The organism is Streptomyces sp. NPDC051940, assembly GCF_040680895.1.
GTDB lineage: Bacteria > Actinomycetota > Actinomycetes > Streptomycetales > Streptomycetaceae > Streptomyces.
The window spans coordinates 107,548-121,319 of the sequence record NZ_JBFAXR010000010.1 but is presented as its reverse complement, the minus strand read 5'-3'; the positions used below and the strand labels follow the sequence as shown (position 1 = coordinate 121,319).

At 71.4% G+C, this 13,772-nt stretch carries 16 protein-coding genes and 1 tRNA gene; 9 read left to right on the top strand and 8 right to left on the bottom strand.

The features are described 5' to 3' along the window. On the bottom strand, positions 1–960 hold a 960-nt coding region (locus tag AB0M28_RS07175), incomplete at its 3' end, for a serine/threonine-protein kinase (protein WP_365399075.1). Positions 961–1,019: 59 nt separating this feature from the next. Continuing rightward, positions 1,020–1,565, bottom strand: coding sequence for a helix-turn-helix transcriptional regulator (locus AB0M28_RS07170; RefSeq protein ID WP_365399071.1), 546 nt, complete (start codon positions 1,563–1,565; stop codon positions 1,020–1,022). 179 nt (positions 1,566–1,744) lie between these two features. Here AB0M28_RS07170 and AB0M28_RS07165 point away from each other — a divergent pair. Continuing rightward, a tRNA-Ala gene (locus tag AB0M28_RS07165) sits at positions 1,745–1,817 on the top strand. Positions 1,818–1,885: 68 nt separating this feature from the next. On the opposite strand, the gene AB0M28_RS07160 is transcribed toward AB0M28_RS07165, so the two are convergent. Beyond that, on the bottom strand, positions 1,886–2,677 hold the full coding sequence (locus AB0M28_RS07160) for a DUF5324 family protein (RefSeq protein ID WP_365399068.1): 792 nt from the start codon (positions 2,675–2,677) through the stop codon (positions 1,886–1,888). 372 nt (positions 2,678–3,049) lie between these two features. Here AB0M28_RS07160 and AB0M28_RS07155 point away from each other — a divergent pair, with 372 nt between their 5' ends. Then, positions 3,050–3,574 (top strand): peptidylprolyl isomerase, encoded by a 525-nt coding sequence (locus AB0M28_RS07155; RefSeq protein WP_365399065.1) that lies wholly within the window; start codon positions 3,050–3,052, stop codon positions 3,572–3,574. Between the two features lie 351 nt (positions 3,575–3,925). Here the strand turns inward: AB0M28_RS07155 and crgA are convergent, their stop codons facing one another. Further along, complete coding sequence (gene crgA / locus AB0M28_RS07150; protein WP_365399062.1) at positions 3,926–4,189, bottom strand: cell division protein CrgA; 264 nt, start codon at positions 4,187–4,189, stop codon at positions 3,926–3,928. 129 nt (positions 4,190–4,318) lie between these two features. On the opposite strand from crgA, the gene AB0M28_RS07145 reads away from it, so the two are divergent. From AB0M28_RS07145 to AB0M28_RS07120, 6 genes are all read left to right on the top strand, one after another. Further along, positions 4,319–5,077 (top strand): DUF881 domain-containing protein, encoded by a 759-nt coding sequence (locus tag AB0M28_RS07145; RefSeq protein ID WP_365399060.1) that lies wholly within the window; start codon positions 4,319–4,321, stop codon positions 5,075–5,077. A gap of 39 nt (positions 5,078–5,116) precedes the next feature. Further along, positions 5,117–5,860 carry a class E sortase gene (locus tag AB0M28_RS07140; protein ID WP_365399057.1) on the top strand — a complete coding sequence of 248 codons (744 nt, stop codon included), beginning with the start codon at positions 5,117–5,119 and terminating at the stop codon, positions 5,858–5,860. A 160-nt stretch (positions 5,861–6,020) separates the two neighbouring features. Beyond that, positions 6,021–6,194: a hypothetical protein gene (locus AB0M28_RS07135; protein ID WP_365399054.1), complete on the top strand. Its 174-nt coding sequence runs from the start codon at positions 6,021–6,023 to the stop codon at positions 6,192–6,194. Next, positions 6,191–6,829 carry an aminodeoxychorismate/anthranilate synthase component II gene (locus AB0M28_RS07130; protein WP_365399051.1) on the top strand — a complete coding sequence of 213 codons (639 nt, stop codon included), beginning with the start codon at positions 6,191–6,193 and terminating at the stop codon, positions 6,827–6,829. The genes AB0M28_RS07135 and AB0M28_RS07130 overlap by 4 nt, the downstream gene beginning before the upstream one ends. Positions 6,830–7,020: 191 nt before the next feature. Beyond that, complete coding sequence (locus tag AB0M28_RS07125) at positions 7,021–8,214, top strand: class E sortase (protein ID WP_365399048.1); 1,194 nt, start codon at positions 7,021–7,023, stop codon at positions 8,212–8,214. 102 nt (positions 8,215–8,316) lie between these two features. Then, the gene (locus tag AB0M28_RS07120) at positions 8,317–8,973 is read left to right on the top strand and encodes a class E sortase (protein WP_365399099.1); all 657 of its coding nucleotides are present in this window, start codon (positions 8,317–8,319) and stop codon (positions 8,971–8,973) included. Positions 8,974–9,092: 119 nt separating this feature from the next. On the opposite strand, the gene AB0M28_RS07115 is transcribed toward AB0M28_RS07120, so the two are convergent. Then, on the bottom strand, positions 9,093–10,523 hold the full coding sequence (locus tag AB0M28_RS07115) for a DUF2252 domain-containing protein (protein WP_365399045.1): 1,431 nt from the start codon (positions 10,521–10,523) through the stop codon (positions 9,093–9,095). A gap of 64 nt (positions 10,524–10,587) precedes the next feature. Continuing rightward, positions 10,588–10,980 (bottom strand): helix-turn-helix domain-containing protein, encoded by a 393-nt coding sequence (locus AB0M28_RS07110; protein WP_365399042.1) that lies wholly within the window; start codon positions 10,978–10,980, stop codon positions 10,588–10,590. Positions 10,981–11,109: 129 nt separating this feature from the next. Between AB0M28_RS07110 and AB0M28_RS07105 the strand changes: the two genes are divergently transcribed. Further along, positions 11,110–11,760, top strand: a complete 651-nt coding sequence (locus tag AB0M28_RS07105; protein WP_365399039.1) for an NAD(P)H-dependent oxidoreductase — start codon at positions 11,110–11,112, stop codon at positions 11,758–11,760. A gap of 116 nt (positions 11,761–11,876) precedes the next feature. On the opposite strand, the gene AB0M28_RS07100 is transcribed toward AB0M28_RS07105, so the two are convergent. Then, on the bottom strand, positions 11,877–12,452 hold the full coding sequence (locus AB0M28_RS07100; protein ID WP_365399036.1) for a TerD family protein: 576 nt from the start codon (positions 12,450–12,452) through the stop codon (positions 11,877–11,879). Positions 12,453–12,736: 284 nt separating this feature from the next. Then, positions 12,737–13,699, bottom strand: coding sequence for a helix-turn-helix domain-containing protein (locus AB0M28_RS07095; RefSeq protein ID WP_365399034.1), 963 nt, complete (start codon positions 13,697–13,699; stop codon positions 12,737–12,739). Positions 13,700–13,772: the final 73 nt, after the last annotated feature.

Here is a 13,772-nt window from a genome sequence, read left to right as displayed (position 1 = left end):
GAAGCTTCCCGTGGGTGTTGGTGGGGGCGGGCCGAAGCCCGCGGCCGCGGGTGGGCCGTCCGCCGCGGAGGTCCCGGGTGTGAGCGGGCCGTCCGCACCGTAGCCGCGGGGCAGCGGGCCGATCTGGTCGAAGACCTCCACCGGCTCCTCGTCCGGCGCGGACTCCGGCAGCAGCTCCACCGCCGACGCGAGCGCCTTGCGCACCCCCGTCGCGGTGCGGAACCGCGCCTGGGGATCGGGCTGCAGCAGCCCCGTGAGCACACCCCACAGCGGATCCGGCACCCCGGCCGGCGCGGGCGGCGTGCCCTGCTGCAGGAACTGCTCGAAGACCTCCTTGCCGTCCGGCTTCACCCCGGTCAGCAGATACAGCGCGACGAGCCCGACCGCGAACAGGTCCGCCGGGAAGTCCGGTTCCGCGCCCAGCATCTGCTCCGGCGCGACGTACCCGGGCGTGCCGACCACGAAGTCCGTCTCCGTCAGCCGGGCCTCGCCCTTGCGCATCGCGATGCCGAAGTCCGACAGCTTCAGATGCGGGCGGCCCGTACCGGTCGCCTCCAGCAGGATGTTCGCCGGCTTGATGTCCCGGTGCACCACGCCCTCCGCGTGCACCGCGTCCAGCCCCGCCAGCAGCTGGTCCAGCAGCGTCACGACGTACCGCGGCGGCAGCGGCCCGTAGTCGCCGATCAGGTGGGACAGCGAACCGCCGCGCACCAGGTCCATCGTGAACAGGACCTTGTCGTCGTCCGCCGCCCAGCTCGCGGGCGCCAGCACATGCGGATGGTCGATGCGCAGCGCCTGCTCCCGTACGAACCGCAACAGCGCGTGCGCGTCGCTCTGCTGCAGCACCTTCGCCGCCACATACCGCCTGCGGCGGCGGTCCCAGGCGCGCCACACCGCGCCCACCCCGCCCCTGCCGATCGGGTCGATCAGCTCGTATCTCCCGGCGAAGACCTCACCCATGGCGCCGCGCCGCCCCCTAGTCGTCCGCTGTCAGTTCTGGTGTCCCGGTGCCGCGTGCGTCAGTTCTGGTGCGCCTCGTAGTGCGCGACCGCGTCCGCGGTCCGCCCGGCACCGTACACCCGCAGGAACTCTGCCAGTTCCGGGTGCGCCGGGGCGAGCGAGTCCGCCGCATCGATGATGTCGGCCGCCCCCGCCACCGACCGCAGCAGCGACTGGATCTCCCGTACGACCCGGCGGACCGTCGTCGCGCCCGTCGCCGCGTGCGTGGTCGTCGTGGACAGCACCGCACCCCCGGAGTTCTTGCGGACCTCCTCCATCCGGGCCGCCGCCTCCGCCGCGGACACCCCGCCCACCGTGACCTCCTGCGCGAGCTCCTGCAGCGCCTGTACGCGCTGGACCACCGCCGGATTGCCGATCTTGGCGCGCTGGCCGCTCATCAGCTGCGACAGCATCGGAGCCGAGATGCCGAGGACACCGGCGAGCCGGGCCTGGTTCAGCCCGAGATCCTCTATCAGCCGGCGGAAGAGGCTGCCCAGCGGCTCTCCGTACCAGCCGCGCTGCTGTTCGCGCGCACGCTCGCTGGCGTCTCTCCGTGCTTCGTCCATGGCTGCGGCCTCCCCTGACGCGCCTGTGGCGGTCCCGTGTCCTTCTTCGCTCCTGCGAAGTCCCGCCTCGCATCCTACGGAGCGGAGGGTCGCCGAGACAGGGTCTGCCCATGGGCAAAGCCGCATCTGAATGCTTTGCGGAACCCCCGGGGTCACCAGGTACCCTGTCTGGGACACCCGGGGCCTTAGCTCAGTTGGTAGAGCGCCGTCTTTGCATGGCGGATGTCAGGAGTTCGACTCTCCTAGGCTCCACCCCGAAAACGCGAGAGGCCCGGTCCGCAGTGGACCGGGCCTCTCGCGTCGTCACGAGGACCGGGCGGTCAGAGGTTGTCCTCCCGCTCGTAGTAGCCGCGTGAGGTGTCGGTCGGGTTGCCGCCCTCGTTGAGGTCGTCCTGCGCCTGCTTGGTCTGGACCTCCGGGTCCAGGGCCGACTCGGCGCGGTCCACCCTGGCCTCGCGGTTCATGTACTCGGTGTCGTCCTCGATCCGTACGGACTCCTCGCGGACCTCCGTCGCGGCCGGCGGCTCCACCAGCCAGTCCGGGTTCACCTGCCGGTCCCACCAGCGCCAGGCCGCGAACGCCGTCGCGCCCACGGCGCCGACGACGGCCGCGTTCTTCGCGGTGTGGCCGGCCATCTGGCGGCGGTGCTTCTTACGGGCCAGCTTCTCGATGTCCTTCGGCGTCACATGCCCGCGCAGCGCGTGCAGCGCGGCCGTGGAACGCGCGGCGGTCTCCTTCGCGACGGGGATCGCGGCGTCCTTGGTCGCCGAGGCGGCGTGCGCCACCTTCGGGCCGGCGTAGGCCGCGGCGTGCCGGGTACGGAGCGCGGCCATGGTGGCCGCCCGGTCCAGGCCCTCGGGCATCCGCGCGCGGGCCTTCTTCACGTGCGGGTGGAGATGGAGGTAGTAGGCGGCCTGTGCGTCGTGGGCCAGAATGGCGGCCTTGGGGCCGAGACGGTCCTTCGTCTCGGACGCGTAGTGGACGCACTGGCCCGCTATGTACAGGCACTGGTCCCTGGCTGAGCTGGCGTACGGTGCCACCACCTCAGCTGCGTGCTTCACGGAATCCCTGGCTGTGCCGCTGGCCGTGTGCACGCCGTTCTTGCGGGTCACGGGATCATCCTCCTCGTGGCAATCGGCTGGTTCGGCGGCTCGTATGCGATGTCGTACGACGGGCGCGCGACGGTGTTTATCGCGTTTCCACCTGTTTACGAATCATGCCTGCCACCTTCGCGGACGGCATGTCGAACTAGGCCAAACCGGATAAGGGGTGCAAGGGGGATCGTCGCCCCCGAGAATGCCACGCATCCGCCCGCCCGGACCCCGTCCGGCGCCGCTGACCAGCCGGGACTACGTCGGCTTGAGGCCGTGCCGGTAGACGCGGGGGTACGGCGTTCGATCCGCGCGTCAGCCGGGACTGGTCGGGATCGCGTCCGCTTCGTGGCAGGATCGGTAGACGTCAGTGAAGACTATGGAAGGTAGATCGTGGCTGAGCAGCTGTACGCCACCCTGAAGACCAATCACGGCGACATCACGGTGAAGCTCCTGCCGAACTACGCGCCGAAGACGGTCAAGAACTTCGTCGACCTCGCCGAGGGCAACCGCGAGTGGACCCACCCGCAGACGGGCGAGCGCTCCACGGCCAAGCTGTACGACGGCACCGTGTTCCACCGCGTGATCTCCGGCTTCATGATCCAGGGCGGCGACCCGCTGGGCAACGGCATGGGCGGCCCGGGCTACCAGTTCGAGGACGAGTTCCACCCGGAGCTGTCCTTCAACAAGCCGTACCTGCTGGCCATGGCCAACGCCGGCCCCGGCACGAACGGCTCGCAGTTCTTCATCACGGTGGGCCCGACCCCGCACCTGAACCGCCGGCACACCATCTTCGGCGAGGTCGAGGACACGGCCAGCCAGAAGGTCGTCGACTCCATCGCCACCACGGCGACGGGCCGCAACGACCGCCCGGTGCAGGACGTGGTCGTCGAGTCGGTGCTCATCGAGCGCCGCTGACCCGCTCCGCACGCGACGGAAGCCCCGCCCCCCAGGGGGACGGGGCTTCACGCTGTACGGGGTGGCTCCCAGTGCCGTGACCTGCACTCACTGAGGAGTTGTCCACAGGGTGTCGCGAAGGATGTGCATGGAGTGCCGGACCACGGTCCGTGACCGAACAAACCTGCGTTTCCGCTGGGAGATCAAGGGTTACGCCCCTTCACCGCCCCGAGTGAAACGTCACACCGGCGTCAACGCCACCAGGGCTATCCACAGATCGTCAGTCTTTTGCACAGCTGTGGACTGACCTGTGGATAACTTGGGGGGAGAGCTTGACGGGCTGTTCCCCCGCCTGCTCTCCGTCGCTCCCCGCTACTTCCACTGGGTGGAGACGACGAACCCCGCGGCGATGAAGCCGAAGCCCACCACGATGTTCCAGTTGTCGAGCGCCGAGATGGGGAAGTCGCCGGACGTGACGTAGAACACGACGATCCACGCCAGACCGATGAGGAAGAGCGCGAGCATCAACGGCGCCACAAGCCGGCGCGGACCACTGCCGCGCAGGTTGATGCTCTGCGCGGTCCGCTCCGGCGGCGGGGTGAAGTCGGCCTTTTTGCGGATGCGTGACTTCGGCACGAGAGACTCTCCTGTCGATGCTGCTAACACGGGCGGGGCTCCGGTAGGGGAGCTCGTCCGCCGGACCTGTCCTACCCCAGGCGTCCGTTAGCGTAGTGCCTCTCAGGGTGGGAAGGAGATAAGGGTACTGTGAGTAATTCTTCCCGGCGCCCCCGCGTCCCCTCACTTCGCCCCGCCCGGCTGCTCACCCTGGGCGTTTTCGGGCTCGCGGGACTCCTGTTCTGGACCAGTTTCCACACGGCCCAGGGCGTGAACCTGCGCAGCGACGACTCCATGCTGCGCCTCAGCGATCTGATCCACGAGCGGGACGCCGACAACGCCGAGCTGGGCCGTGAGGCGTCCGCGCTGCGCGGCGGCATCGACACGCTGGCCGAGCGGGACGCGGGCGGCGACCCGGCCTCGCGGCAGCGGATGCGCGGGCTGCAGGACGTGGCGGGGCTGGGCGCGCTGCGCGGTCCCGGGGTGACGGTGACGCTGCAGGACGCGCCGCCGGACGCCCAGGCGCTGATCCCCGGCGTGCCGGAGCCGCAGCCGGACGATCTGGTGATCCACCAGCAGGACGTGCAGGCCGTGGTGAACGCGCTGTGGCAGGGCGGGGCCGAGGGGATCCGGGTGATGGACCAGCGGCTGATCTCCACGAGCGCGGTGCGGTGCGTGGGCAACACGCTGATCCTGCAGGGGCGGGTCTACTCGCCGCCGTACAAGGTGACGGCGGTCGGGGAGACGGAGGCGCTGCGGCGGGCGCTGGACGCCTCGCCGGCGATCCAGAACTACCAGCGCTACGTGGCGGCGTACGGACTGGGGTGGAAAATCGCGGAGCACGAGGCCGTGACTCTTCCCGGCTATTCGGGCACAGTGGATCTCCACTTCGCACAGCCTGTGGACTGAGGGCCCGGCCGGGCCCCGGAGCTTGGGGGGCCGGTGGCGGTGAGGCTGCTCGTCCGGACGTTCAGTGAGCTGTGCATCACCGTGGGCGCGGTGATCCTCCTGTTCGTGGTGTACGTCCTGTACTGGACGGGCGTACGGGCGGACAGCGCGATGGACGGGCAGATCGACGAGCTGCAGCAGCAGTGGGCGGCGACCGCGCCGCCCTCGCCGGCGGCGACGGGCGGCGGGCAGTCGGGGGAGGCCAAGGCCCCCGGGTCGGCGGGGCGGAGCGGGCCGGCGCGGCCCGCGGTGCTGGTGAAGGGGAAGGCGTTCGCGGTGATGTACATCCCGCGGCTGGGGCGCGGCTGGGCCAAGCCGGTGCTGCAGGGCACGGGGGTGCAGGTGCTGCGCAAGGGGCTCGGCCACTACGCGCGGACGGCGCCGCCCGGCGGGCAGGGGAACTTCGCGGTGGCGGGGCACCGGCGGACGTACGGGGATCCGTTCAAGGACTTCCCGCGGCTGCGGCCGGGGGACGCGGTGGTGGTGTCGGACGGGACGACGTGGTTCACGTACCGCATCGACGCGCCGGTGTACCGGACGCTGCCCTCGGACGTGGGGGTCGTGGAGCCGGTGCCGGCTCCGCTGGACCCGCAGGCGCGGCCGTACAAGAGGGCGGGCCGGTATCTGACGCTCACGACCTGCGATCCGGAGTGGGGCTCCTCGCACCGGCTGATCGCTTGGGGCCATCTGGATGCCACGCAGCCGGTGAGCCAGGGGCGCCCGGCGGCGCTGCGTCCTGGCTGAGCGGTGTCGGCGGGGAGCCGTGACAGGCTGTTTGCCAGCGCCTGACCTGGTGTTTACGGGCGGGCTGAGAGGCTGCGCACTTAGGGTCCGCGGGCCGGTGGGGGATCGTTACCCTGGTACGGCGCAATCGGCCATGGGCGGCACGGGTGAAGAGGGGCACATGTACGGCTGGATCTGGCGGCATCTGCCGGGGCACGCGCTGCTGCGCGCCCTCATCTGCCTGCTGCTCTTCCTGGGCATCGTCTATCTGCTCTTCCAGTACGTCTTCCCGTGGGCGGAGCCGCTGCTCCCGTTCGGCGACGTGACCGTGGACGAGGGGCGGGGTGCCGCGTGAGCAGGACCCGGATCCTGGTGGTCGACAACTACGACAGCTTCGTCTTCAACCTGGTGCAGTACCTGTACCAGCTGGGCGCGGAGTGCGAGGTGCTGCGCAACGACGAGGTGTCGCCCGCGCACGCCGAGGACGGCTTCGACGGGGTGCTGCTGTCGCCGGGGCCGGGTGCGCCGGAGCAGGCGGGTGTCTGCATCGACATGGTGCGGCACTGTGCGGCGGCCGGGATCCCCGTGTTCGGGGTGTGCCTGGGTCTGCAGTCGATGGCGGTGGCGTACGGCGGTGTGGTGGACCGGGCGCCGGAGCTGCTGCACGGCAAGACGTCGCTGGTGGTGCACGAGGGTGCCGGGGTGTTCCGGGGGCTGCCGTCGCCGTTCACCGCGACGCGGTACCACTCGCTGGCGGTGTCGTCCGTACCGGACGAGCTGCGGGTGACCGCCGAGACGGAGACCGGGATCGTGATGGGGCTGCGGCACCGGGATCTGCCGGTGGAGGGTGTGCAGTTCCATCCGGAGTCGGTGCTGACGGAGTGGGGTCACCGGATGCTGGCGAACTGGCTCGAGGAGTGCGGTGACGCCGGCGCGGTGGCGCGGTCCGCGGGGCTGGCGCCCGTCGTGGGGACGGCGGCCGCCGGGTGACCGAGGACCGGACGCCGTCGTGGGCTTCGGACGGCGGGGATACGACGGACGGGGCTGGGGCTCCCACGTCGGTGGAGTCGTCGTGGTTCCAGCCGCGGCGGCCGGTGTCGGACGCGGGAGCGGCGCCTGAGCCGGAGCCTCAGCCGGAGTCGACGCCTGAGCCGGAAACCGAGCCTGAGCCGGAGCCCGTGATGCCCGCGCAGCCGGTGACGCCGGTCGCCGGTGAGGCGTGGGGCGATCAGTCGTGGGGTCAGCCTCAGCCCGCGCCGCAGGCTGAGCCGGAGCCCGAACCGCAGTCCGTTCCGGAGCCCGAGCCCGAACCGCAGCCCGAGCCGGAGCCGGAGCGCGAGCCCGTACGGATACCGCAGCCCGTCCAGCTGTCCGAACCCGGGCCGATAGCCGCTGCGTCCGCCGGACTCGGCCACGGCGGCCCGGCCGCCCCCGGGGCGGACATGCCGACGACCCAGCTCCGTACCGTGCAGCAGCCGCCCGCGGCGCCGCGGTCCGCGGCGCAGGACGCCGCGGACCATCCCGCCGACCGCACCATCGCGCTGCGCGTGGCGGAGCTGCGCTCCGCCGTGGCGGCGCGGCTGAAGGGGCCGGCCGAGGGCGGCGGGGCCGCGCCGGGGAGCCGGATGGCGGCGCGGGAGGCGGCGCGCAAGGCCAAGCAGCACCGCAATCTGATGGCGAGCCGGATCGCCGGCGAATCGTTCATCACCCTCGGCGCGCTGATGCTGCTGTTCGTCGCGTACCAGCTGTGGTGGACGAACGTGCTCGCCGACCGGCACGCCGGCCAGGAGGCCAAGGAGCTGCAGAAGAAGTGGAGCGAGAGCCCCACCGTCGGCGGCACCGCGGACACCGGCAAGGGCAGTGAGCAGGACCAGGAGGACGACAAGTACGACCCGGGCGAGGGCTTCGCGATCATCCACATCCCGAAGCTGAACGTCGACGATCCGGTGGCCGAGGGCGTCGACAAGGTGAAGGTCCTCGACAAGGGCCTGATCGGGCACTACAACGACGGTGCTCTGAAGACCGCGATGCCGTGGGACGAGAAGGGCAACTTCGCGATCGCCGGGCACCGCAACACGCACGGCGAGCCGTTCCGCTACATCAACCGGCTGGTGCCGGGCGACCAGGTGATCGTCGAGACGAAGAACACCTACTACGTCTACAAGATCACGAGTTCGCTGCCGTCGACGAGCCCGTCGAACACCTCCGTGATCGACCCGGTCCCGAAGGGTTCCGGTTTCACCGGGCCCGGGCGGTACATCACACTGACGACCTGTACTCCGGAATTCACGTCCAAATATCGCCTGATCGTCTGGGGCGTTATGGTCGAGGAGCTACCGCGGAGCGAGGGCAAGCCGGACGCGCTCGCCAACTGACGATCGGGGCGTGCGGTGACGGTCACGGACAACTCGCGCGACGGCCGTACGGGCCCCAGCTGGGCGCGTGACCCGGCGTCACCCCCGCGGCGCCGGCGGGGCGTGGTCGCGACGGTGGTCGGTTTCGCCGGTGAGCTGCTGATCACCGTCGGGGTGCTGCTGGCGCTGTTCGTGGCGTACTCGCTGTGGTGGACGAACGTCGAGGCGAACCGCGAGGCGGGGCGGCTGGGCGACCGGCTGCGGGAGAGCTGGCAGTCGGACGCGCCGGGTGCGCTGGACACCCGGGGCGGGATCGGGTTCCTGCACGTGCCCTCGATGGCGGACACCGTGCTGGTGCGCCGCGGCACCGGGTCGTCGGTGCTGGACCAGGGGGTGGCGGGCGCGTACACGGAGCCGGTGAAGTCGGCGATGCCGTGGGACAGGTCGGGGAACTTCACCCTGGCCGCGCACCGGGACGGGCATGGGGCGAAGTTCCACAACATCCACAAGATCGAGACGGGTGATCCGATCGTCTTCGAGACGAAGGACACCTGGTACGTCTACAAGGCGTACGCGACGCTGCCGGAGACCTCGAAGTACAACGTGGACGTGCTGGCGCCGGTGCCCCGGGAGTCGGGGAAGGGCAAGCCGGGGCGGTACATCACGCTGACGACGTGCACGCCGATGTACACGTCGGACTACCGGTACATCGTGTGGGGCGAGCTGGTCCGTACGCAGAAGGTGGACGCGGCGCGCACCCCGCCGGCGGAGCTGCGCTGAGCGCCTCCGGCGGGTTGCGAGCGAAGAGATTCCGGGGGCTTCGCCCCCGGACCCCGTGGGAGCAGCCGGTCGCCTGAGTGGGGCGCGTGCGGAGCAGCACCGGACTTCGCCGCGGTTCCTCAGACGCCCCGCTCCGCCGGGAGGCGGCCCGCCGCGACGGCCTTGACCAGGTCCGCGTGGTCGGCTTCGGTGCGGTTCGCGTAGGCGACGGCGAAGGCGGCGACGGCCTCGTCGAGTTCCCCGCTCTTGCCGGCGTAACCGGCGATCAGCCAGGGGTCGACGCTGTGGGCGTGGGCGCGGGCGAGGAGGGCGCCGGTCATCCGGGCGTAGTCGTCGAGCTGGTCGGGGGCGAGCGCGGCGGGGTCGACGCTGCCCTTGCGGTTGCGGAACTGGCGCACCTGGTAGGGCAGCGAGTCGACGGTGGTCCAGCCGAGGAGCACGTCGCTGACGACCTGCATGCGCTTCTGCCCGAGTACGACGCGCTGTCCCTCGTGCGCGACGGGCGGGACGGGGAAGCCGGCGGCCCCGGCGTGCGGGGCGAGGGCGGACGGGCGGGCCTCCTTGACCTGCAGGACGAGGGCTTCGCCGCGGTGGTCCAGGAGCAGGACGACGTACGAGCGGGTGCCGACGCTGCCGGTGCCGACGATGCGGAAGGCGACGTCGTGTACGGCGTGGCGGGCGAGGAGGGGGTGGCGGTCCTCGGGCAGGGTGCGCAGATAGCCGGTGAGGGAGCCGGCGACGGCGGCGGCCTCGGCGTCGGGGACACGGCGCAGGACGGGCGGGGCGTCGGTGAAGCGGTGGGTGCCGTCGTCGAGTTCGACGGTGTTGCCGGCGGCGAACCGGGCGCTGGTGTTGCGGCGGGCCTTCTCGGCCACGCGCTCCAGGGTGCCGGCGAGGTCGTGGGCGTCGGTGTGGGAGACGATCTCCTCGTCGGCGATGGCGTTCCAGGCGTCGAGGGCGGGGAGTTTCGCGAGCCAGCGCATGGTGCGGCGGTAGGCGCCGGCCGCGTCGTGGGCGGCGGCGCGGCAGGTGTCCTCGTCCGCTCCGGTCTCGCGGCCGGCGAGGACGAGGGAGGCGGCGAGGCGTTTGAGGTCCCACTCCCAGGGGCCGTGGACGGTTTCGTCGAAGTCGTTGATGTCGATGGTGAGGGAGCCGCGGGCGTCGCCGTACAGGCCGAAGTTGCCGGCGTGGGCGTCGCCGCAGAGCTGGACGCCGAGGCCGGTGTGCGCCAGCGGCGCCAGGTCGTACGCCATGAGTCCGGCGGAGCCGCGCAGGAACGCGAACGGGGTGGCGGCCATCCGGCCGGTGCGGATGGGGACGAGGTCGGGGAGGCGGCCGCGGGCGGACTCCTCGACGGCGTCGGCGATCTCGGGGCGGCCGGGTGCGGTGGCGAAGCGGGCCTGGTCGGCGCGGGGGAGCTTCTCGCGCAGGGCCTTGCCCTGCTCCTTGGCGGTGGCCCCGGCGGCGGCGCGCGGCGGGGCGAAGCCCTCGATGTGCGGCAGCCGGCCGGTGGCGGTGCGCTGCTGCGGTATGCCGGCGGTCTGAAGCATGGTCCCTCCCCCTCGGCGGGCCCGCCTCGGCGGGCTCCCCGGCGCGCGGCCCGGTCGGTCCGGCTCAGCGACGATACCGCTCGGGGCAGCGTCCGCCATCGGCCAGGTAGGTCTCGGCCCAGGCGCCGAGTTCGCGCAGGGCGGGCTCCATGGCGAGGCCGCCTTCGGTGAGGCGGTAGGAGACGCGCAGCGGTGGTCCCTCGTGGACGGCGCGTACGACGAGTCCGGCGTCGCCCAGCTCCGACAGCCGGTCGGAGAGCATGCGTTCGCTGATGCCGGGGATGGCGCGGCGCAGCTCGGCGAAGTGCGCCTCGCCGTGCATCAGCACCGCGATGATCACGCCTGACCAGCGCTTTCCCAGGAGACGGAAGACGGCGTGCACGTTCTCGCCCACGCCGTTGCAGGCGTGGGCGGTCGCCGACTGGGCTTCGTTGAGTTCCCCCTGCTCGACTGCCATGGATCCAGGGTACTGCCTCGCTCCTACTTGCTGCAGAAAAGTAAGCTGCTACTCTTGCTAAAGCTGCACGGGGAAATGCAGCGACTTTTTTGAGTGATTCGTCCCCTGTCTAGAAACGAGGAGGGCCTGATGGCCACCCTTCTGCACCTCGACTCGTCCGCCATTCCGGAGGGCTCCGCCTCCCGCGAGGTCACCGCCGCCTTCCGTGCCGAATGGCAGGCCGCCCACCCCGGCGGCGCGGTGATCTACCGCGACCTCGCCGCCGACCCGGTGCCGCACCTCGACGCCCACGGCATCACCGCGGCCTTCGTCCCGGCCGAGCACCAGACCGAGGAGCAGCGCCGCGCCCTGGCCCTGCGCCACACGCTCGCCGAGGAGCTGGAGTCGGCCGACGCGGTGCTCATCGGCACGCCCATGTACAACTTCACGATCCCGTCGTCGCTCAAGGCGTGGCTGGACCAGGCGATCATCGTGGGCCGCACCGGCGGCGAGGAGGGCACGGTGGCCGGCAAGCCGGTGACGGTGGTGGCCGCGCGCGGCGGGTCGTACGCGCCGGGGACGCCGCGCCAGGACTACGAGTTCGTGACGAACTACCTGGAGAAGGTGCTCACCGGGATGATGGGCCTGCGGGTCGACTTCATCGTGCCCGAGATGACCCTGGCGCCGGTGAAGCCCGAGCTGGCCCAGTTCATCCCACTCGCGGACGCGTCGCGGGCCAAGGCGCACGACGACGCGAAGACGCGTGCGCGGGAGCTGGCGGGGCAGCTCAGCGCGGTCTGAGGCACCCTGCTGAGGCATCCGCGAGCGGCCCGCACCCGGCCGCGCGGGCCGAGGCAAGCGGAACGGCCCGCCCCCCCGGTCGGGGAGCGGGCCGCTGCGTACTGCCGGCGTGTGCCTCAGACGTTGACGCCGAAGTCCTGCGCGATGCCGCGCAGGCCCGAGGCGTAACCCTGGCCGACCGCGCGGAACTTCCACTCCGCGCCGTTGCGGTACAGCTCGCCGAAGACCATCGCGGTCTCCGTGGAGGCGTCCTCGGAGAGGTCGTAACGGGCGATCTCCGCGCCGCCCGCCTGGTTCACCACGCGGATGAACGCGTTGCGGACCTGGCCGAAGCTCTGCTGCCGGGTCTCGGCGTCGTAGATCGAGACCGGGAAGACGATCTTGTCGACGTCGGCCGGCACGCCGGCCAGGTTCACCTTGACCTGCTCGTCGTCGCCCTCGCCCTCACCGGTGAGGTTGTCGCCGGTGTGCTCGACGGAGCCGTCCGGGCTCTTCAGGTTGTTGAAGAAGATGAAGTTCTTGTCGTTGGCGACCCGGCCGTCGGCGCCGACCAGCAGCGCGCTCGCGTCGAGGTCGAAGTCCGTGCCCGTGGTCGTGCGGACATCCCAGCCGAGACCCACGACGACCGCAGTGAGGCCCGGGGCCTCCTTGGTCAGCGAGACGTTCCCGCCCTTGGAAAGGCTGACACCCATGGTTGATCCCTGCTCCATCCGGCGCGGTCGCGCCGCTTGACTGTGTGACGGTTTACGACTTCTTTGCCCGCCCGTGTTGACCAACGAGTGCCCGCCGGGCGGGGTTCCCGCCGGTCGGCCGAATGAACGGCCGGCCGGCGCGGGTGTTCCATGGGGCGACGCTATCCCCGATCCGCCCGCTGTCCCAGGACCGAAGCGCGACAGGACCTCACGCGGCGTTTCACGTGAAACGTCCGGGTCGGATCCACTGAAACGTCCGGGTCGGATCCACTGAAACGTCTGGGTCAGATCCACCCCCGGCGGGTCGCCATCACGCCCGCCTGGAAGCGGTTCGCGGCGCCCAGCTGCTCGTGCAGCCGGCTCATCCGGCGCCGCATGGTGCGTACCGACCAGCCCAGCTGGCGCGCTATCGCCTCGTCCTTCAGCCCGCTCACCAGCAGCGCCAGCAGCAGCCGGTCGTCCTCGTCGGGGTCCGCCGAGGCGTGGTCGGTCTCCCCGGTCGCCAGCAGCGGCGTGGCCTGGTTCCAGCACAGCTGCCAGTAGTCCATCAGCGCGTCCAGCAGCGACGACGGCCGGATGACCGCCGCGCGGACGTCGGTCAGGTCCAGCGACAGCGGCATCAGGGCCAGCGACTCGTCCGCGATGGCCAGCTTGATCCGCAGCCCCGGCAGGACGCGGGCCTGCTCGCCCCGGTCGACCAGATGCCGGATGTCGTCCAGCACGCCCGGCCACTCCAGGGCCTCCGGGGCGTACACGGCGCGATAGGTCACGCCGCCGCGCATCGCCGTCTCCTCCACCGGATTGGCCGTGGTCAGCGCGTACGGGGGCCGGTCGAGGGTGCGCACCTCCGTCTTGGCCTCCTGCTGCAGGCGTACGAACCAGCGGCCCAGCGCCTCCCGGCCGGCGATGATCTCGACCTCCTCGCCCTCCCCCCGCCGGGCCGCCTCGAACAGCCGCGCAAGCTCCGCGGCGGCCGAACGCACCCGGCCCAGCTCCGCCGTACGCGCCTGGATCAGGGCCTCCACGGCGGGCTGCGGATCGATGGCCGCGTAGCGGCGGCGGGTGCCGGACATCCGGCCGACCAGTCCGCGGTCGTGCATCCGGTCAAGTGCCCGCACCACACGCTCCGATGAGGTGCCGAGCTCCCCCGCGAGCTCCGCGGGCGTGGCCGCCTGACGGGACAGCAGCGCCCGGTAGACCTGCTCGTCGAAGGCGTCGATACCGACGGGGGCCAGCTCCTGTGACATGCCGGGGATCGTGGCCCAACTGTGCCACCGGCAGCAATGGGCCGCGGGGAATCGTTGCTGTTTCCACACCGGG

What these genes read in the sequence shown, in the direction of transcription:
- AB0M28_RS07115 (WP_365399045.1), bottom strand. Translation starts at nt 10,523, where the DNA reads ATGCTTCAGACCGCCGGCATACCGCAGCAGCGCACCGCCACCGGCCGG.
- AB0M28_RS07110 (WP_365399042.1), bottom strand. Translation starts at nt 10,980, where the DNA reads ATGGCAGTCGAGCAGGGGGAACTCAACGAAGCCCAGTCGGCGACCGCC.
- AB0M28_RS07095 (WP_365399034.1), bottom strand. Translation starts at nt 13,699, where the DNA reads ATGTCACAGGAGCTGGCCCCCGTCGGTATCGACGCCTTCGACGAGCAG.
- AB0M28_RS07125 (WP_365399048.1), top strand. Translation starts at nt 7,021, where the DNA reads ATGCCCGCGCAGCCGGTGACGCCGGTCGCCGGTGAGGCGTGGGGCGAT.
- AB0M28_RS07105 (WP_365399039.1), top strand. Translation starts at nt 11,110, where the DNA reads ATGGCCACCCTTCTGCACCTCGACTCGTCCGCCATTCCGGAGGGCTCC.
- AB0M28_RS07135 (WP_365399054.1), top strand. Translation starts at nt 6,021, where the DNA reads ATGTACGGCTGGATCTGGCGGCATCTGCCGGGGCACGCGCTGCTGCGC.
- AB0M28_RS07170 (WP_365399071.1), bottom strand. Translation starts at nt 1,565, where the DNA reads ATGGACGAAGCACGGAGAGACGCCAGCGAGCGTGCGCGCGAACAGCAG.
- AB0M28_RS07100 (WP_365399036.1), bottom strand. Translation starts at nt 12,452, where the DNA reads ATGGGTGTCAGCCTTTCCAAGGGCGGGAACGTCTCGCTGACCAAGGAG.